Raw genomic sequence first — 19501 nt, 5'->3', positions numbered from 1 at the left:
TGAGGTTTCGGAAAACGGATGCTTGAACCTTTTCATACATGAAACAAAGGAGGGCTTTGCTCAAAGTAATAGGGCGGCCCTCCTCAAGCATTCTCATATAACAAGATTCTATTATGAAGCTATACACCTACTTATACAATAAACAATATGAAGAAAAACATGAAATCTAGTTCCATACTGTTGGGCGGACTTTTTCTGCTGGGGGCGGTTTGCAGCTGTACCCAGACGGCACCGGACTATGCGTCTTACGTCAATCCGTTCATCGGTACGGGTGGACATGGGCATACCTATCCCGGAGCGGTAGTTCCCAACGGGATGATTCAGCCCAGCCCCGACACGCGTATCTACGAGTGGGATGCCTGCTCCGGATATTACTATGCAGATACTACTATCAACGGATTTTCACATACCCACGTCAGCGGTACGGGTTGTGCCGATTACGGGGATGTGCTGCTGATGCCCACTGTAGGTCGGCAGGATTACCACTCCATGGGCTCGAAGAGCCAGCAGATGGCGTACGCCTCTGCCTTTTCCCACGAGAATGAAACAGCCGAACCGGGATATTATTCCGTATTTTTGGACCGCTACGGGGTGAAAGCCGAACTGACCTCTACCAAACGTGCGGCGATTCATCGCTATACCTTCCCGAAAGCGGAAGATGCAGGTTTTATCCTCGACCTGGATTACAGTATCCAGCGCCAGAAGAATGAACAGATGGAGCTGGAAGTAATCAGCGATACTGAAATCCGTGGACGCAAGAAGACTGTATATTGGGCTTTCGACCAGTATATCAACTTCTATGCCAAGTTCTCCAAACCATTCACCTATACGCTGGTCACGGACTCCATGGCATTGGACGAAGGCGGTCCGCTTCTGCCTACAGCTAAAGCTTTACTGCAATTCCAGACGGAGCCCAATGAGGAGGTATTGGTAAAGGTAGGTGTGTCTGCCGTGGATATGGACGGTGCCCGCAAGAATGTGGAAGCCGAAATCTCCGGATGGGATTTTGACGGTGTGCGCCGTGCTGCCCGCCAGCAGTGGAACACTTATCTTTCCAAGATTGACATCGATACGAAGGACAACGACCAGCGTACCATGTTCTACACGGCACTTTACCACACGGGTATGCAGCCCAACTTGTTTACCGATGCTGACGGACGTTACTTTGGTATGGACTTGAAGCCCCATCAAGGCAGGGTGGACGAGCCTATCTACACCATTTTCTCTTTATGGGACACTTTCCGTGCCTATCATCCGCTGATGACGATTATTGATCCTGAACTGAACGAGGCTTTCATCCGTTCGCTCATCCAGAAGTCCCGCGAGGGCGGCGTCCTGCCTATGTGGGAACTGGCCGGAAACTATACGGGTACCATGATTGGTTATCATGCAGCCTCCCTCATAGCGGATTCTTATGTAAAGGGATACCGTAACTTCGACGTGCAGGAGGCTTACAAGGCTTGCCTCCGTACGGCAGAATACGATACGACGGGTATTATCACCCATCCTTTGGTTGTGCCGCATCTGATGCCGCAGGCCAAGTACTGGAAGAACAAGATTGGCTACGTGCCTTGCGATAAAGACAATGAATCTGTGGCTAAAGCTTTGGAATATGCTTACGATGACTGGTGTATCTCCGTACTGGCAGGTGCTTTGGACGACGAAGCCAACCGCGATAAGTATGCGGCTTTTGCCGAGGGATATAAAGTTTATTTCGATCCGAGTACCCGCTTCATGCGCGGACTGGACAGTGAGGGCAACTGGCGTACGCCTTTCAACCCCCGCGCTTCCAATCACCGTAACGATGACTATTGCGAAGGTACGGCATGGCAGTGGACTTGGTTCGTTCCCCACGATGTGGACGGACTGGTGGAACTGATGGGAGGACGCGACGCCTTCATCGGCAAGTTGGATTCTCTGTTCACGGCCGATTCCAAGCTGGAAGGTGAATCGACCTCGGTGGATATTTCCGGTCTGATAGGCCAGTATGCCCACGGCAATGAGCCAAGCCATCACATTGCCCATCTCTACAACTACGTAGGCCAGCCCTGGCGTACGCAGGAGATTGTGGATGAGGTGCTGCATACGCTTTACTTCAACAACCCCGACGGACTTTCGGGCAATGAAGACTGCGGACAGATGTCTGCATGGTACATTCTGAATGCGATGGGCTTCTATCAGGTATGCCCCGGCAAGCCGGTATATTCCATCGGACGCCCGCTGTTCAACGAGGCGACCGTTCATCTGAAAGACGGCAAGTCGTTCAAGGTGATAGCCCACAACAACAGCCGCGACAACAAGTATGTGCGGAGCATTGTGCTGAACGGCAATAAGTTGGAGACTCCATTCTTCACGCATCAGGATATAGTGGACGGCGGTACGCTGGAGCTGACTATGGGCAGTGAACCGTTGAAGTGACACAGATAATATACAGAAGGGATGAGCCGAAAAAATCATAATCCTATATCGTGGGTCCCCACCGTATATTTCGCCATGGGATTGCCGTTTGTGGTGCTGAACATGGTTTCTGTGTTGATGTTCAAGGGGCTGGGTATCGGTGACGCGCAGATTGCTCTGTGGACGTCGCTCATCATGATGCCCTGGACGCTGAAGTTCCTTTGGAGTCCGTTCCTTGAAATGTTCAAGACGAAGAAGTTTTTCGTGGTACTGACGCAGATGGTTACCGGAGCAGGTTTTGCTCTGGTGGCTTTGGCGTTGCAGTTACCGTTCTTTTTTGCGATATGCATTGCGCTGCTGGCAGTGATTGCTTTCAGCGGAGCCACGCACGATGTGGCTACGGATGGTGTCTACATGTCGGAACTGAACAAGCAGGACCAGGCCAAGTATATCGGTTGGCAGGGAGCCTTCTACAATATAGCGAAGATTGTGGCGTCCGGCGGGTTGGTCTGGCTGGCAGGTGCCTTGCTGGTAGGTTTCGGTGGGGTGGAGGGTGCCACAGAGGCAGTCCGCCACGAGGCTACCCGGCATGCATGGATGACGGTGATGCTGATATTGGCGGCGGTGATGCTGCTGCTTGGCTTCTACCACATGCGCATGCTGCCATCGGGCGGTGCTGCCGCATCCGGCGCCAAGTCGGCAAGAGAGACGTGGGAGCAGTTGGTGGCGGTAATCAAGGATTTCTTCTTGAAGAAGCACATCTGGTACTATATAGCGTTCATTATCCTTTATCGCCTTGCCGAGGGTTTTGTCATGAAGATTGTCCCTCTTTTCTTGAAGGCGGAGCGTTCGGCAGGTGGCTTGGGACTGAATGAGCAGCAGATAGGTTTGTACTACGGCACTTATGGGGCGGCCGCCTTTGTGCTGGGGTCACTGTTGGCAGGCTATTACATTTCGCACCGGGGATTGCGGCGGACGCTGTTCTCTCTGTGCTGCATCTTCAATCTGCCTTTTGTGGCGTATACCCTGCTTGCCATGTACCAGCCGGAAAGCGGGTTGCTGATAGGTAGTGCCATCGTGCTCGAGTACTTCGGTTATGGTTTTGGTTTTGTGGGACTGACTTTGTTCATGATGCAGCAGGTGGCGCCGGGAAAGCACCAGATGGCACATTATGCCTTTGCTTCGGGCATCATGAATCTGGGTGTGATGTTGCCGGGCACAATCAGCGGTTTTGTCAGCGACTGGTTGGGGTACGAGGCGTTCTTTACCTTCACGCTGTTTGCCACCATTCCGGCGTTCCTCATTACGTACTTCATACCATTTACGTATGCCGATGAGAAGAAACAACAATAACCAATTAATAATATAGAGCAATTATGAGCAACAAAATCACAATGCCTTGGGAAGAACGGCCGGCAGGCTGTAAGGATGTAATGTGGCGTTATTCGGAGAATCCCGTAATAGACCGCTACCATATTCCGTCGTCGAACAGCATTTTCAACAGTGCGGTGGTTCCGTTTAAGGATGGTTATGCCGGTGTGTTCCGTTGTGACAACCGGGCGGTGCAGATGAATATCTTTGCCGGTTTCAGCAAGGACGGCATCCACTGGGAAATAGAGCATGAGCCAATCAAGTTCAAGGCCGGGAATACGGACATGATAGAGTCCGAATATAAATACGATCCGCGCGTGACATGGATTGAGGACCGCTACTGGATTACGTGGTGCAACGGCTACTACGGCCCCACCATCGGCATCGGCTATACTTTCGATTTCAAGGAGTTCTTCCAGTGCGAGAATGCTTTCTTGCCTTTCAACCGCAACGGTGTGTTGTTGCCTCAGAAGTTCGATGGCAAATATGCGCTCTTGAGCCGTCCCAGCGATAGCGGACATACTCCTTTTGGCGACATCTACATTAGCTTCAGCCCTGACATGAAATTCTGGGGCGAACACCGCCATGTGATGGCTCCTACGCCTTTCCCCGAAAGTGCCTGGCAGTGTACCAAGATAGGGGCAGGTTCGGTACCGTTCCTCACGGACGAGGGTTGGCTGATGTTCTATCATGGCGTGATAACCACTTGTAACGGTTTCCGTTACTCCATGGGAGCAGCTATTCTGGATAAGGACAATCCTGCCAAGTTGCTCTACCGCACCCGTGAGTATCTGCTTGCGCCTGCTGCTCCTTATGAGTTGCAAGGTGATGTTCCCAACGTGGTGTTCCCTTGCGCAGCGTTGCAAGATGGAGAACGTGTAGCTGTATACTACGGTGCAGCCGATACGGTAGTGGGGCTTGCCTTTGGGTATATCCGCGAGATTCTGGAGTTCACGAAGCGCACAAGTATTTTGTAAGTACCAAGCAGTTGGCAGGCGCTCGGTATTGCTGAAAAGCGCCTGCCGTAACTGCTTTATACTTAGTGTAATATCACTGCAAAGATACTGCATGCTTTTTGCAGTGCTACTGCAAAGCCGTTGCAGCGCCACTGCAAAGCTGATGCAGCGTCACTGCAAAACTGTTGCAGTGCTACTGCAAAGTAGTTTGCAGTGTCACTGCAGACCGTTTGCAATAACTTTGCAGAGTGCATGCAATGACACCGGCATGGGTAGCGTGCTCACTAACTAATAAAGAACAAATCCTTACTATATTATGAAACGACTGATTACTTTCTGTATCATCTCCTTTGGAATGCTCACGGCATCTATGGCTGCGGAGAAACAGCCGACGGACTATGTGAATCCTTTTATTGGTACCACCAACTTCGGCACTACGAATCCGGGAGCCGTCTGTCCCAACGGAATGATGTCCGTAGTGCCCTTCAACGTGATGGGCTCGGAGGACAACAAATACGATAAAGATGCCCGTTGGTGGTCCACTCCCTATGAGTATCACAATTGTTTCTTCACCGGATATTCGCATGTCAATTTGAGCGGTGTGGGCTGTCCGGAATTGGGCTCTTTGCTGCTGATGCCCACTACGGGAGAGCTGTCCGTGGATTACAAGGAGTATGGAAGCCGCTATAAGGACGAGCAGGCATCTCCTGGATATTACAGCAACTTCCTGACTCGCTACAATGTGAAGACGGAAGTGACGGCAACTCCCCGCACGGGTGTGGCGCGTTTCACTTTTCCTGCAGGACAAAGCCATGTGCTGCTGAACCTGGGCGAAGGCCTGACTAATGAATCGGGAGCTTTTCTGCGCCGGACGGGTGAGTGCGAGTTTGAAGGTATGAAGCTGCTGGGTACTTTCTGCTACAACCCGCAGGCCGTTTTCCCCATCTACTTTGTGATGCGTGTCAACAAGCAGCCTGCCGCTTCGGGCTACTGGAAGAAGCAACGCCCCATGACCGGTGTGGAGGCTGAATGGGATCCCGATAACGGACGCTACAAACTTTACACCGGCTACGGGAAAGAGCTGGCAGGAGATGACATCGGCGCTTACCTTACATTCCATACCGAAGAGGGCGAGCAAGTGGAAGTACAGATGGGAGTCTCTTTTGTGAGTATAGAGAATGCCAGGCTCAATCTGGATACCGAGCAGCAGGGAAAGAATTTCAGCCAAGTGCTGGAGGAAGCCCGTCGCCGCTGGAACGATGACCTCTCGCGCATCCTTGTGGAAGGAGGTACGGAAGAGCAGAAAACCGTCTTTTATACGGCACTCTATCATACGCTGATACATCCCAATATCCTGCAAGATGTGAACGGGGAATATCCTGCTATGGAGAGTGACAAAATTCTGACCACCAAAGGAGACCGTTATACCGTCTTTTCCTTGTGGGACACTTACCGCAATGTGCACCAGCTTCTTACGCTGGTATATCCCGAACGGCAATTGCAGATGGTGCGCTCCATGCTCGACATGTACCGCGAACACGGCTGGCTTCCCAAATGGGAACTCTACGGACGTGAGACGCTGACCATGGAAGGCGACCCTTCCATTCCCGTCATCGTCGACACCTGGCTGAAAGGTCTGCGCGACTTTGATATAGAACTGGCCTACGAGGCCATGCGCAAGGGAGCCACCCTGCCGGGAGCGGAGAACCTGCTCCGTCCGGACAATGACGACTACGTGTCATTGGGATATGTGCCCCTGCGGGAGCAGTATGACAATTCCGTTTCACATGCCCTGGAATACTATATAGCCGACAATGCCTTGTCGCGCATAGCTGCTGCGCTTGGCAAGAAGGAGGATGCCCGTCTGTTCCACGAACGTTCGCTGGGCTACAAGCATTATTACTGTAAGGAGTACGGTACTTTCCGTCCTATCCTGCCTAACGGTGAATTCTATGCTCCTTTCGACCCGAGGCAGGGAGAGAACTTTGAGCCGAACCCCGGATTTCACGAAGGTTGTGCCTGGAACTATACTTTCTATGTTCCCCACGATGTGAAAGGGCTTGCCCGGCTCATGGGTGGAAAGAAGCCGTTCGTAGACAAGCTTCAGCGTGTGTTCGACGAAGGACTGTACGACCCTGCCAACGAACCGGACATTGCATACGCCCATCTTTTTTCTTATTTCAAGGGTGAGGAGTGGCGCACGCAGAAAGAGCTGCACCGCCTTTTGCAGAAGTATTTCAAGAATGCCCCCGACGGAATTCCCGGCAATGATGATACCGGAACGATGTCCGCTTGGGCTATCTTCAATATGATGGGCTTTTATCCGGATTGTCCCGGAGAACCGGCTTATACGCTGTCTACTCCGGTATTTGATAAGGTGACCATAAAGCTCGACCCTAAGTATTGGGGACGCGACCAACTGGTGATAGAGACGGAACGCCCGTCGGCAGAGTCGCTTTATATCCGTGAAATGGAACTGGGAGGAAAAAAACTGTCCCGATATCGTATCACTCATGAAGAACTGGTGCAGAGTGGAAAACTGCGATTTAGGCTTCGATAGGTATTGTGAGTCAGGATAGCATCGGTGATGGTTTAGGTTGCCCGTCGTTGACAGAGTTCATGTCAGTGGCGGGCTTTTCTATGCAGGTTGGCTTCCGGCAGGCTGATAGGGTATTTCGAACCAGAATTCGGAACCTTTCCCCGGAATAGAGCTGACGCCCACTTTTCCGTTCATTTTCTCGGCAATCATGGTGCAGATGGAGAGTCCGAGGCCCGTGCCTTGTTTAAAGCTGTTTAGCTTGACAAAGCGTTCGAATACATCCTTTTGCTTTTCAGGAGGAATGCCGCAACCGGTATCACGGACAAAGAAGCGAATCCTGTCTTCTTGCGGCAGGTGATAACCAATGTCGATGAAACCTTCTTCCGTATGCTTGAGGGCGTTTGACAGATAGTTGTTCAGTACTTGTCTTACCCGTTTGGGGACTGTGTGAATAATACAGTAATCCGCACCGGGCAGGAGACGTATACTGACTTCGGACGGAAGTTTCAGTTTTGCCATCGTCTGCATTTCATCAAGCGTCTTGTTTACATCCATATCTCCTTCTGTGAATTCGAGAATGCCAGCTTCGATGCGTGACAGGTCGAGAATATCATTAATCAGTTGCAGCAGCAGTTGGGTGTTTTCTTCGATGATATGTATGTATTCCTTTGTATCTTCGTCTTGTATATAATCGGAAAGTATGGAGGAGAATCCGACGATGGCGTTTAGCGGAGTACGTATCTCGTGGCTCATGTTGGCGAGAAAAGCCGATTTCAGGCGGTTGGCTTCTTCTGCTTTCTCTTTGGCTGCCAGCAGTTCGGTGATGTCCAGTGCAGAACTGACAATCCACCTCTCTTTCCCTTTGTTGTAGGACACCAGCGTTTTGTGAAACGACAGAATATACTCTCTGCCTTTGGGATTGACAAAGTGTTTGATGTAGGACTGGGGAATTTCCGACTCTTCAACTTCTTTGTCTGTCTCCTGAATGAAATTATCTTGCATTAGGGGGTTGAACTCCTCTTCATAGTGTCCCACAATATCCTCAGCGGGGACTTCCATCATCTCTGCCGCTTTTTTGTTCCATATCAGGTAACGTCCTTCATCGTTTTTATCTTTTACTGTAGTGGCGATGGGGAGGTTCTCCAGAATACTTTCAAGGAAGAAACGGTATTTTTCGTTTTCCCGGCGTTGGACTTCATCTTCCGTAATGTCGCGTATGAAGGCTATGACATAATTTCTGTTGAGGTAGACCATGCGCACTGCGATATATAGTTTCTCACCACTTTCTATTCTTATCTTTAGGGTCAGGCTGTCCGAAGTGCGGGTATTCAGTACGCGTAACAGCGACGTCATGTATTTCCGGCATTCATCGGCGTCTGTCACTAAATTATTGATATTTAGAACTCCCGGATTCAGGAACGGAAGTCTGTTTGCCTTTTCGGTAGGTGTATTAAGTAGTTTTACGACAATACCTTGTCTGTTCAGCAGATATACTGGAATGTCTATTGCCCGGATAATCTGTCTGTTCAGACTTTTGTATTTATGATTTATCCAGTATAGAAAGCTTGCAGATGTAACGGCAATTAACAGAAATAACTGTACTTCTCCAAATAATGTAAGATGCATACGCGGTGTCTTTCATTTCGTCTGTCCCCATTGACGAAGGTTATTATATAAAAAGCGCGAGGACTGTTATTGCCTATCTGCATTCGAGGCTCTGGAAAATGCCCACGTCATAAATAGACAACAGTCCCCACGCCTAAGTATATAATAACATAGACGTGAAGAAACTGTTGCTATCATCCCATGACGTTTATTGAATTTTCCAGATTCCGAATAGGCAGGGATAATAACTTTCGCTTCTTGCGTTCTTATCGAATCAAGTCAAAAATGGCCGTTATCACTATAACTGCCAAGACTTTGGTGCAAAAGTAGTATATTTTTTTGGATGTACGGTATGATGAGGAGAATAAAGTGTATATGCAAACAAAGCGTGATGGTATTTGACCGTCACGCTTTGTATAGCTTGCCATTAAAAATTGTTAGAGAGAATTGTTAGAGGATTTATTTCATGGCTTCTATAGTGTATCCTTGTTGCTTCAGAAGGTTCAACACTCCATTGTCTCCGGGCAGGTGTCCGGCGCCGACTACGAAAAGGGTAGGGGCTTCTGTCATGATAGCAGGCATCTTTTCAACCCATGCCTTGTTGCGGTTGTCCAGCATGGCTTCCATCTCTCCGGGCAGCGGGTCGCATGAATTGCCGTCGCGCTCTTCCATCAGTTGCAGCATGGCATCCAGGTCCTGCTTTTCATAAGCGGCAATCAGGCGCTTGCTTTGCTCGATACCTTTCTCGATGTCACTGATAGCGCAGTAGAGGAGGTTTGCCTGGCGTTGCAGCGTCTGGCTGTTGAACAGAATGTCTATTTGTGACTGGGCTGTTTCCAGACCGCCAACTTTCTTGCCTTGCTGTCCGGCCTGCTGCTGGAAGTAAGTGTCGAGCTGTTCTTGCGGGTTGAAGCCCGGAGTGTGTTTCATGTAGAGCAGGACGACAAGCTGCTGGTTGATGGCAGCCGGTTTCAGTTGTGCCAGCATGGCAATGTCCACCATCATGTTTTCCTTGATGGCTTTGCCTACTTCTTCGTATTGTTCGGGAGTAAAGAGGCTTTGCAGCGTGGTGTCTTTGGGCATCATCATCTGCTGTTGCATGCTTTGCATGAAGGCGGGAGTCGCCATTTCGCTCATCACAACTTCCCCGTAGACTTGGGCGGTTTCGCTCATGGCCTGCGGCATGGCGGCAATGCTGTCCTTTATACTGAGTGGAGAGAGGTGATAAGTACCGAAAATATAGGATGGTTTCTCTAATCCTTTACCGGATACTTTCCATAAAAGTTGTGCATTGGCGCTCAGCGCAATGCTGATGAATAAGAGGATGCCTAAAAGTTTCTTCATTGTTTTCTTCTTTTAATAGTTTCTGGACTATCAGTCGGGACAGAGTAAAGAAAATCACAAGAAGGGAAAAATTAGTATTATTTTATTCTTCCTCCGCAGAGCCAGTGTTGGGTGTAATATTTTTCCCGGAGGTTGCTGACTATGACTCCCTGGCTGGTGCTGGCATGTATAAACTTGCCGTCCTTGAGGTAGATGCCTACGTGTGCCACTTTTTTGCGGGAAGCACGGCTGGTGAAGAACACCAAATCTCCCTCACGCAAGTTGCGGCGGGAGATTTTACTGCTCTCTTTCAGTTGCCCGTCTGTGCTTCTCGACAGACGGGTGTGGTAAACTTTCTTATACAGTTGCGATACCAGTCCGGAGCAGTCCGTTCCACGTTTGCTGTCGCCACCTGCGCGATAGGGGGTGCCTATCCATTCGGAGGCATGGATGTACAGCTTGTGGTTGTCCTGCAGTTCAATATCCACCCCCAAACGGACGGATGCTTGCGCCAGGGCTTTGTAGTCCAGGCGTGGCGCGGAAGTATGGCAGGAACTTAAGCCTATCAATATGATGGTAAGAGCTACTATATAAGAAAGATATTTTTTCATGCTTCCGAATTTTTTTCTTCTACCGTTTTATCTTCTTTTTCCGTTATTTCTTCTACGGCTGCTTCTACTACTGTTTCTTCTACCACGGCTTCTTCCTCCACACCGACGTTGAAGTAAGCTTCCAATTCCTGCTCGGCAGAGTTGTTCTCATTTCGTATATCGCGGATAATAACACCGTTTTCTAACAATGCAATACGTGGACAAACGTCCACTGTGTGATTCAGGTTATGGCTGGAAATGATGACGGTGGCTCCGTGCTCTTCATTGTATCTTTTCAGCAAGTGTTTGATTACAGACTGTGAACTGGGGTCAAGGAAGTTGAACGGTTCATCCAGAATCAACAGTTGCGGGTGATGTAGCATAGCGGAGATGATGCCGATTTTCTGCTTGTTTCCGGCAGAATAGTTGCGGATGAATTTTTTCTGCCCCATCACTTCGCCGTTCATGAAGCGTTCGAAGGGAAGCAGGCGTTCGTCTACCTCCTCTTTCTTCAGACCGTACATCTTGCCGATGAAATAGAAGTATTCTTCGGGAGTGAGGTAGTCTATCAGGAAACCGTCGTCTATAAAGGCTCCCGTGAAGTTCTTCCAGTCCTCACTTTTGCTGACGTCAATGTCATTGATGGTTACATTGCCCCGGTCTGCCTGTAGCAAGTCAAGAATAAGGCGGAAGAGGGTGGTCTTGCCTGCACCGTTGTTGCCTACCAGTCCCAGCATATCGCCTTGCCCGATGGTGTAGTTCTCTATATCTACGGCTTTTTTTGTGCCGAAATTCTTCTGTAAATTATTGATGCGTATCATGTTAGTGATTGATGTTTAATGATTTCTATTTCTGTCTACTGTCCCTGAAGCCTTCCATATTCTTGTAGCGGCGTTTCATGAGCCGGTGATATACATTCATCAGCCAGAATTTGGAAGTGGCGATGAATGTCACGCCGATGCCGATAAGTATCCAGGGGGTGACCTCTTTGCCAAAGATGGCATTCAGTGCAAAAAGCAGCAGTAAAGGTATGCCGAAAGCACCTCCTGAAATCAGATTCTGCAGACCGGTGCCTATATTCTGCCGGCTGGTCATCTTTGAATTCAGGTCGGTAGTCTTGTTGTTGTAGACTGCCAGTTGGAACAGACAGCAGTATACGGCTCCCGGAATGAATATCAGCCATGCGATGCAACCGAGTACGGATACCTTCCCGGTAACCATACCGGGAATCATCAGAATCGTAGGAATGAGCAATGCAATGCTGTACAGTATGTATTTGGCACGCAGCAGCGAGTAGATAGATTCCTTGCGGCTCATCAGTCCGTCAATGTAATTGCCTTCGTAACCCATCAGTGTGCTGAGGAACATGATGCCGAAGATAATGTAATTATAAAGGACGAAGAAATCTCTCAGACCTCCGTCATACACATCGGAAAAGCTAATGATACTACTGAACATTATCACTACACCGGTGATGGAATAGAGCGAACGCTTACAAATCTTGTTGCGTAGCAATAACTTGAGTTCCAGTCTCATGTATTCGCCTATTTCGCCGTAGCGGTCGAGGAATTTGTATTCGGATACATGTTTTATCCGTGTATCTTCCACTTTGTTCAGTTCATTGTAGATGAGTTTCTGCATCAGGGTGCGGTTGATGAACCACATGAGGGCGATGGCAGCCAGTACACCGATGAATGACAGTATATTGCCGGTGATGAACCCTTCTCCCAGATTGACAAAACAGTCGAAAAGCGGACTGTTGTCCGGAATGAATAGTGCGGCGGCAATGCCACCATATACTACTACCGGTAGTGCCAGCCACCAGATGCGCTCACCCATCAGTGTGCGGCACAACAAGAACCAGTAGTTATTGAATACCATCAGCAGCCAGATGCCAATGCAATAGGTCAGCACACCACTGATTCCATAGAATTTGGTGACGGTGATGATGGAAAACGGAACAAACAGAAACAGCCAGAACAGATTGAAGCCATCCAGTCCGGAACGGATCAGCAGGAAGTCGATAAGACGGTTCCGCTTGATGGGAAGCAGCAGGTAGGGCTTCACTTCCTGGGTGGGTGTTTTTTGGAAAGGCAGGCGTATCAGGAAATCCAGCACAAGGACAAATATCAATCCGGAATTCATTACGTGATAGGCTTCTGTGGCACCGCCGTCAAAGGCGAATGCAAAGGTCGTACCGAAGAATATCAGGTAACCGGCCCAGAAGACAAACATGAAGTACATCCAGAATTTTCCGAATTTACTTTTTTCGTACATCGGATTTCGTTTTTCTGCCAGTTTTCCGTGCTTGCGCAAATCTAAGAAAAGACTCATAGTATTTGTATATATAGAGTTTGTATAAAAAAAGCTGCGCTGCCTTTCATCGAACAACGCAGCCTTCTGTGTGTATGGCTCTCTTATTCTTTGTCAGGAGTTTCAGGACTGATCATTGATACCTCAATCTCGTTCTTCTGCTTGAACAAGTCGTCGGTGAACTTCTGGATGTCCTTCACGGTGATGCTGTTGACAATCTGTTCGTAATCCTTTATCGGATTCATACCGGTGAACAGGTATTCGTCAATGCTTCCCAGCCAGTAGCTGTTCTCCTTCAAGTCTTCGGCATGTTTCTTCAGCATGAACTCCTTCACTTTATTCAAGTCTCCTTCCGACGGACCTGCTTTGGCGATGTTGTCGAGTTCTGCAAAGATAATCTGCATCAGCTTTTCTCTTTTTGCCGGAGCGGTTTCGAATACAATCTGCAAGAGAGCCTTTTCTTTCGGATATTTGCTTAATTGGCCGCCTACATATACACCGTAAGTGCCCCCTTCGTCTTCACGTACCTTGGCTGTATAAACCAAGTCGAGAATCTGGCTGGTCATACTCAGCAGGATGTCATTTTTCAGGTCGTACTTGCAGTCACCGTTCAGCAGGACAAAGTTCGACGCTTTGGCAGTTTCCTGCTTCCGTACGAATTCGTTCTTATAAACTCCCTGGCGCATGTCCACTTTATTGTCCTTGAATGTTTCCTTGCGGTTGATGGCAGGCAGTGAACCCAGGTACTCGGCGATGAGTGGTTTCATTTCCTCCACATTCACATTTCCTACAAAGATAAAGGTAAAATCGCTGGCATCTTTGTAGCGGTCTTGATACATGGACAGAATCTTGTCATAATCCATCTTGTCAATCATGTCCGCCTTTATTCTGGCTCTTCTGGGATGGTGCATGTAAATACCGGCCGAGACAGAGTCACTGAACGCTACCTGGGGATTCATTTCCATATTCTGCAAAGCAGCTTTGTTGCGGTTCTTGTAGGATGCGAAGGCATCGTCGTCACGGCGTGGAGCGGTGAACGTCAAGTAAGTGAGCTGCATCATTGTTTCGAAGTCTTTCGGTGAACAGCTGCCATTGACGGTTTCTGTCTTGTCACCGATACCATAGCTGACGGAAGCTTTCTTGCCGGCCAGAACTTTTTCCAGGTCTACGGCACTGAAATTACCCAGACCACCGACACTCACTGCATCCAGTCCGTTGATGTTGATGATTTCCGAGTCGGGGAACAGGGAACTACCGCCTAGGCTGACTCCCTTCATGCGGATTTCGTCTGCCTTGAAATCTGTCTTCTTGATAATGACCTTGACTCCGTTGGAGAGTGTCAGCGTTGTAGTGCCGAATGTATCATCTGTCTGCTCGGATACAATCTTTCCGCCTTTCAGGGCTTCGGCCATCAAAGGTTCATCCGACACCTTGTCTACGTAGGCAGTCAGTTTTTCAGCTTTAATATCTTTCAGAATCTTCTTGATTGCATCTTCTGTCGGCATTTTCAATCCTTCCTTATCCGGACCGAGAATTGCGACTACCTGGTTACTGTCTGTCACGAGGGCTTGCATCATCTGGTTCAGTGCGGCAACCGGAATGGCGGGAGCTATCTGATTGATGATGGCGTATTCGTTTTCGATGCCCGGAATCGGTTCGTTATCGAGGAAATGACGGACATATTCATCCACGTACTCTTCATTCTTGCGTTTGTCACGCTCGTTATAAGCAGATTCCAGTTGGCGCAGATATTCGGCACGGGCACGGTTGTATTCCGTTTCCGTAAAGCCGAATTGGCGGGCGCGTTCTGTTTCGCGCAGGAGAGTGGCTATTCCATTTTCTATGGCATCTTCCTTGCAGACAACGACACCGGTGAAGGCATCTTTGGTTTTGGCAACAAAGAAATCATCGTCATAAGTGGCGGCATATATATAAGGAGGATTGGCGGTCTGTACCAATTCGTTCAGACGCGCATTCAGCATATTGTTGATGAGCGTGGTTGCATAATTCTGTACCAGATAGCCCATGTCGCCTTTCTGCTCGTCAGGAGTGGCTTCGTGCTTGTTGAAGATGAGGGCTTGTACATTGGACTGTTCCTTGTCCTGATAAACCAATACAATAGGCTCCTTGTTGTCGTTTACCGGATAGTACTCGCGTTTGGCAGCATTGGGCTGGGCGGGAATATCAGAAAACATTTTCTTGATTTGGGCTTCGATGGCGTCCACATCTATATCGCCAACTACCACAATACCCTGAAGGTCCGGACGGTACCACTTTTCATAGTAGTCTCTCAAAGTTTGCGGTTTGAAGTTCATAACGACCTCCATCGTTCCGATAGGGAAACAAGTGGCATACTTCGTTCCTTCGAACATGACTGGAAGCATCTTCTCCTGGAAGCGTTGTATGGCGCTCATACGGGTGCGCCATTCTTCGTTGATGACTCCGCGTTCTTTGTCTATTTCCTTCGGGTCCAGGGTCAAATCGTTACTCCAGTCGTGCAGAATCAGCAGGCAGGAGTCGATGGCTCCCGGAGTAGTGACCGGCACATTGGAAATGTTGTATACGGTTTCGTCTACGGAAGTATAGGCGTTCAAGTTCTCACCGAATTTCACCCCGATACGCTCCAGGTATTGCTTCAGTGCATCACCGGGGAAGTGGGTCGTTCCATTGAAACACATGTGTTCCAGGAAGTGGGCAAGGCCGCGCTGGTCGGCTTCTTCCTGAATGGAGCCTACCTTTTGGGCAATGTAAAAGTCGGCCCGGTTTGCAGGCTGGCTGTTCTTGCGGATATAATAGGTCAATCCGTTGTCCAACTTTCCGATACGGACATTTTTGTCGACCGGGATAGGCGGCATTTGCTGTGCAAATACCTGCTGAAAATTGCAGCAAAGAATTAACGCTACAATCCATAAACCACGTAATAGATGTTTCATATTATTATGAATTTAAATTGTTCTTGAACTATCTGTCGGACAGCCCTTGGATAAATCACAACTTCTGTTGTTTTTTTCGGATTCCATTCCGGATAAATGGAATTTATCTGACTGCTTCCCGGATGCGGACCAATTTGGTCAGCAGGTCTTCCAGCAGGTCGAGTTTCAGCATGTTGGCGCCGTCACTCTTGGCTACGGCGGGATTTTCGTGGGTTTCGATGAACAGTCCGTCTACACCTACGGCAACACCGGCTTTGGCTACGGTCTCGATAAGTTGCGGCATACCTCCCGTGACGCCACTGGTCTGGTTGGGCTGTTGCAAGGAGTGGGTTACATCCAGGATGACGGGGAAACCGAAGGTCTGCATTTCGGGGATGCCGCGATAGTCGATGACTAAATCCTGATAACCGAAAGTAGTTCCGCGTTCCGTCAGCATGACGTTCCTATTGCCTGCTTCCACTACTTTATCAGCCGCAAAGCGCATGGCAAGCGGAGAGAGGAACTGCCCTTTCTTGATGTTGATGGTTTTTCCGGTTTTGGCGGCGGCTACAAGCAGGTCTGTCTGCCGGCAGAGGAAGGCGGGAATTTGCAGAATATCCACATATTCGGCAGCCATGGTGGCTTCTTCGGCTGCATGAATGTCGGTCACGGTAGGTACTCCGAAGGTGGTGTGCACTTTTTGCAGTATCTTCAGCGCCTTTTCGTCGCCGATGCCCATAAAGGAATCCAGGCGGGAGCGGTTGGCTTTGCGGTACGACCCTTTGAATACATAGGGGATTTGCAGTTTTTCGGTGATAGTCACGATACGTTCGGCAATGCGCATTGCCATTTCTTCTCCTTCGATGACACATGGACCTGCCAGTAGGAAGAAGTTTCCGGCGGGATTATTCTTTAATTCAATCATAGGTTGTTACTGATTAAGTATTTTCAATTGGGTATAATCAATGTTATTGCTTCATGCAGTACGCTGATGTCCAGTGGAAAATGACGGTCGAGAATACGTCCGTCCAAATCGACAGAGGCATTTTGCGCACGCAGCACTTTTACTTTTTGCGTACGGTAGGGCATCACTACCTTATGGTTCAGAATCCGCCCTTGGATAAGCATCCACAATCCCGACCATAGTTGCAGCAATTCGGGACGGTAAATGACGGAAACATCCAGCCAGCCATTATAGGGCACTGCACTAGGCGCTTGTCCGTATCCCCACGCACTGCCTATGCAGACAGTCATGATGCGTCCGCGTATATGCTCGCCGTTTATCTTGAGATGCATGCGGTACAGCTTCCGTTCGAAGATAATGGATAGCAGTGCCATGAAGTAAGAGAGGAACTTCACTCCCCAGAAACGCTTGCACTGGTCGGTGATTTTCACGATACGGGCTCCCAGGCCTATGTTGATGGCATTGAGAAAGTAGCGTGTCAGATGCTTTTCACCGTCGTAATAATAGCAGGTACCCACGTCTATTTTCCGGCGGCGGTTGTTGATGATGCAATCCACCGCTTTCTTGTAGTCCGAACTCATTTCCCAATAGTCGGCAAAGTCATTTCCTATACCATTGGGGATGATGCCGATGGCTATATTCTCCTTGTCCGGTGCATTGGAAAGCATGATGCCGTTAATGACGTCATTCAGTGCGCCGTCACCGCCTACTACAACAATGGTGCGGTAGCCGTTGTTGGCAAGGATACCTGCCAGACGCTCTACCGAACCGAACCCTTCGGACTGCACATAGTCGTAAGGCACACCTTTGCTGTCCATGTATTCTTTGATTTCTTTCCACCGTTTCTGCACTTTCCGTGTTCCGGCTTTGGGGTTGTATATTACTCCCAACTTTTCGGGTTCTGCACTCATGATTCTATTTACAATTTGACTATTTACTATTTACGATTTAAATCACCCGGTCACTTTATCGTTTCATCATCCTTCCAACTTCTTCTTTACAAAAGCTATCTTTTCTTCCATCGGCCACCGGGCATTCATCCAATGGATGGTAAATCCACGCCGTTCCATACCGCGGAACCAGGTCATCTGGCGTTTGGCAAACTGGTGGATGGCTGTTTCCAGTTGCGTGAACATCTCTTCATAGGTCAACTTGCCGATGAGATAAAGTGTCAGATACTTGTATTCCAGTCCGTAATAGATGAGGTCATCCGGTTGGATGCCTTGCTCTATCAGAAGGCGCACTTCGTCTATCATTCCTTCTTCCAGGCGCTGGTGCAGGCGGCGGGTGATTTTCTCCCGACGCAATTCCCGGTCGATGTCCACACCTATGATGAGACTGTTCATCTGGGGGAAGGAACGTTCGTCTACTGGGGTATGGGCATAATACTCTTCGATTTCGATGGCTCGTATGGCACGTTTGGCTGTGTCCACGTCCGTGGTATTGTGCAGGCTTTTGTAACCTTTCAGTATGTCGGTCAGTTCTTCCAGCGATTTGTCTGCCAGACGGGTGCGCAACTCGGGATTCTCGGGTACGGGCAGCAGACGGTAGCCTTTCAGTACTGATTCGAGATACATTCCGGTTCCTCCACATACAACGGGCAGGCAACCTTTTTGTTTAATAGTCTCGTAAGCATTCAAGAAATCACGCTGATACTCGAAAACATTGTACTTATAGCCCGGGGCGGCTATGTCGATGAGGTGATGGGGAATCTGTTTCCCGTCGACGGTATAGTCAGCAAGGTCTTTGCCGGTGCCTAGGTCCATCCCCCGGTAGATTTGCCGTGAATCGGCACTGATGATTTCCGTATGGAGTTCGGCGGCCAAGGCGGCTGCAAATGGAGTCTTTCCTGAAGCGGTAGGCCCTAATATGGCGATTAAATCATAGTCTGGCATATATAAGTTCTTGTTAATCTCACTACAAAGATAGTGCAAACCGAATGCAGAATAAAATGAACTCGTTCATTTTTTATGCTGAGGTGCAGCTTATCTTCGTGTTAGTGCAAAGATAATGCAAACTGGGAGTATAATGGAAAGAACTTGCTCATTTTTTTACGTGATGCTATACCTTCTTTTCTACTTTGAAGCAGAAAAAGTGAAAAAGGACGTGAAAACGAGCATTAATCTTATTAAAATGTGTTATGAAACATGCTTTTTTTCTTGGAAAGTTTGTCAATGTCCCAAAAGTCCGTACATTTGCAATGTGTTTTTCATAGTATTAGATTTAAGGTTAACAAAGGTTGGAGTACAGCGGTACTCCTTTTTTTATGCCCTAAACTGAACTTTGGCACTTTTTTTCTATATTTTTACACTATATATTGAATGAACAAACATATTCACCTCTTATGAAGCTCTGTATATAGCTACGCTCAACGAATAGCCCTGCTTGATAAAGCTATTCAGCTATCTGGCAAACGATGACCCGTTTGCCACAGAGATTGTGTATCCTTTTATTCATGAATTTGCAGGATGGTGGAAAATCCAGTGTAAGCTGCCCCCTAAAACCAAGCGATTCTGCCCCCTTGTGCTAAA

13 protein-coding genes are annotated in these 19501 nt (G+C 48.7%); 4 read left to right on the top strand and 9 right to left on the bottom strand.

Annotation, left to right across the window (positions count from 1 at the left end):
* Positions 1-147: 147 nt before the first annotated feature.
* The 4 genes from DWX62_RS20030 (at position 148) to DWX62_RS20015 (ending at position 7284) form a co-directional block, all read left to right on the top strand.
* Positions 148-2418, top strand: coding sequence for a GH92 family glycosyl hydrolase (locus DWX62_RS20030; protein ID WP_005828868.1), 2271 nt, complete (start codon positions 148-150; stop codon positions 2416-2418).
* Positions 2419-2439: 21 nt separating this feature from the next.
* Positions 2440-3750, top strand: a complete 1311-nt coding sequence (locus DWX62_RS20025; RefSeq protein ID WP_016272635.1) for an MFS transporter — start codon at positions 2440-2442, stop codon at positions 3748-3750.
* 23 nt (positions 3751-3773) lie between these two features.
* Positions 3774-4745 carry a glycoside hydrolase family 130 protein gene (locus tag DWX62_RS20020; RefSeq protein WP_005828866.1) on the top strand — a complete coding sequence of 324 codons (972 nt, stop codon included), beginning with the start codon at positions 3774-3776 and terminating at the stop codon, positions 4743-4745.
* A gap of 295 nt (positions 4746-5040) precedes the next feature.
* Positions 5041-7284 (top strand): GH92 family glycosyl hydrolase, encoded by a 2244-nt coding sequence (locus DWX62_RS20015; RefSeq protein WP_005828861.1) that lies wholly within the window; start codon positions 5041-5043, stop codon positions 7282-7284.
* Between the two features lie 78 nt (positions 7285-7362).
* Here the strand turns inward: DWX62_RS20015 and DWX62_RS20010 are convergent, their stop codons facing one another.
* The 9 genes from DWX62_RS20010 to miaA form a co-directional block, all read right to left on the bottom strand.
* Positions 7363-8889 (bottom strand): ATP-binding protein, encoded by a 1527-nt coding sequence (locus tag DWX62_RS20010; RefSeq protein ID WP_005828859.1) that lies wholly within the window; start codon positions 8887-8889, stop codon positions 7363-7365.
* A gap of 438 nt (positions 8890-9327) precedes the next feature.
* The gene (locus DWX62_RS20005) at positions 9328-10212 is read right to left on the bottom strand and encodes a TraB/GumN family protein (protein WP_005828856.1); all 885 of its coding nucleotides are present in this window, start codon (positions 10210-10212) and stop codon (positions 9328-9330) included.
* 77 nt (positions 10213-10289) lie between these two features.
* Positions 10290-10802: a C40 family peptidase gene (locus DWX62_RS20000; protein ID WP_005828855.1), complete on the bottom strand. Its 513-nt coding sequence runs from the start codon at positions 10800-10802 to the stop codon at positions 10290-10292.
* On the bottom strand, positions 10799-11602 hold the full coding sequence (locus tag DWX62_RS19995) for an ABC transporter ATP-binding protein (protein ID WP_005828854.1): 804 nt from the start codon (positions 11600-11602) through the stop codon (positions 10799-10801). Before DWX62_RS19995 ends, DWX62_RS20000 begins: the two co-directional genes overlap by 4 nt.
* A 25-nt stretch (positions 11603-11627) precedes the next feature.
* Positions 11628-13115 (bottom strand): DUF5687 family protein, encoded by a 1488-nt coding sequence (locus DWX62_RS19990; RefSeq protein ID WP_005828852.1) that lies wholly within the window; start codon positions 13113-13115, stop codon positions 11628-11630.
* An 83-nt stretch (positions 13116-13198) separates the two neighbouring features.
* On the bottom strand, positions 13199-16027 hold the full coding sequence (locus DWX62_RS19985) for a M16 family metallopeptidase (RefSeq protein WP_005828850.1): 2829 nt from the start codon (positions 16025-16027) through the stop codon (positions 13199-13201).
* 103 nt (positions 16028-16130) lie between these two features.
* Positions 16131-16931, bottom strand: a complete 801-nt coding sequence (gene kdsA / locus DWX62_RS19980) for a 3-deoxy-8-phosphooctulonate synthase (protein WP_005828848.1) — start codon at positions 16929-16931, stop codon at positions 16131-16133.
* Between the two features lie 23 nt (positions 16932-16954).
* Positions 16955-17881 (bottom strand): YegS/Rv2252/BmrU family lipid kinase, encoded by a 927-nt coding sequence (locus DWX62_RS19975; protein ID WP_005828845.1) that lies wholly within the window; start codon positions 17879-17881, stop codon positions 16955-16957.
* Between the two features lie 66 nt (positions 17882-17947).
* Entirely contained in the window at positions 17948-18865 is a 918-nt protein-coding gene (miaA, locus tag DWX62_RS19970; RefSeq protein WP_005828843.1) for a tRNA (adenosine(37)-N6)-dimethylallyltransferase MiaA, read from the bottom strand.
* Positions 18866-19501 lie beyond the last annotated feature (636 nt).

This window comes from Bacteroides sp. AF20-13LB (genome assembly GCF_003603065.1).
In the GTDB taxonomy this organism is placed as follows: Bacteria; Bacteroidota; Bacteroidia; order Bacteroidales; family Bacteroidaceae; genus Bacteroides; species Bacteroides uniformis.
This window is presented reverse-complemented; position numbering and strand designations above follow the sequence as displayed.

Coding starts and splice junctions, on each gene's coding strand:
- DWX62_RS20015 (WP_005828861.1), top strand. CDS start 5,041: ATGAAACGACTGATTACTTTCTGTATCATCTCCTTTGGAATGCTCACG.
- DWX62_RS19995 (WP_005828854.1), bottom strand. CDS start 11,602: ATGATACGCATCAATAATTTACAGAAGAATTTCGGCACAAAAAAAGCC.
- miaA (WP_005828843.1), bottom strand. CDS start 18,865: ATGCCAGACTATGATTTAATCGCCATATTAGGGCCTACCGCTTCAGGA.
- DWX62_RS19985 (WP_005828850.1), bottom strand. CDS start 16,027: ATGAAACATCTATTACGTGGTTTATGGATTGTAGCGTTAATTCTTTGC.
- DWX62_RS20020 (WP_005828866.1), top strand. CDS start 3,774: ATGAGCAACAAAATCACAATGCCTTGGGAAGAACGGCCGGCAGGCTGT.
- DWX62_RS20010 (WP_005828859.1), bottom strand. CDS start 8,889: ATGCATCTTACATTATTTGGAGAAGTACAGTTATTTCTGTTAATTGCC.
- DWX62_RS19990 (WP_005828852.1), bottom strand. CDS start 13,115: ATGAGTCTTTTCTTAGATTTGCGCAAGCACGGAAAACTGGCAGAAAAA.
- kdsA (WP_005828848.1), bottom strand. CDS start 16,931: ATGATTGAATTAAAGAATAATCCCGCCGGAAACTTCTTCCTACTGGCA.
- DWX62_RS20000 (WP_005828855.1), bottom strand. CDS start 10,802: ATGAAAAAATATCTTTCTTATATAGTAGCTCTTACCATCATATTGATA.
- DWX62_RS20025 (WP_016272635.1), top strand. CDS start 2,440: ATGAGCCGAAAAAATCATAATCCTATATCGTGGGTCCCCACCGTATAT.
- DWX62_RS20030 (WP_005828868.1), top strand. CDS start 148: ATGAAGAAAAACATGAAATCTAGTTCCATACTGTTGGGCGGACTTTTT.
- DWX62_RS20005 (WP_005828856.1), bottom strand. CDS start 10,212: ATGAAGAAACTTTTAGGCATCCTCTTATTCATCAGCATTGCGCTGAGC.
- DWX62_RS19975 (WP_005828845.1), bottom strand. CDS start 17,881: ATGAGTGCAGAACCCGAAAAGTTGGGAGTAATATACAACCCCAAAGCC.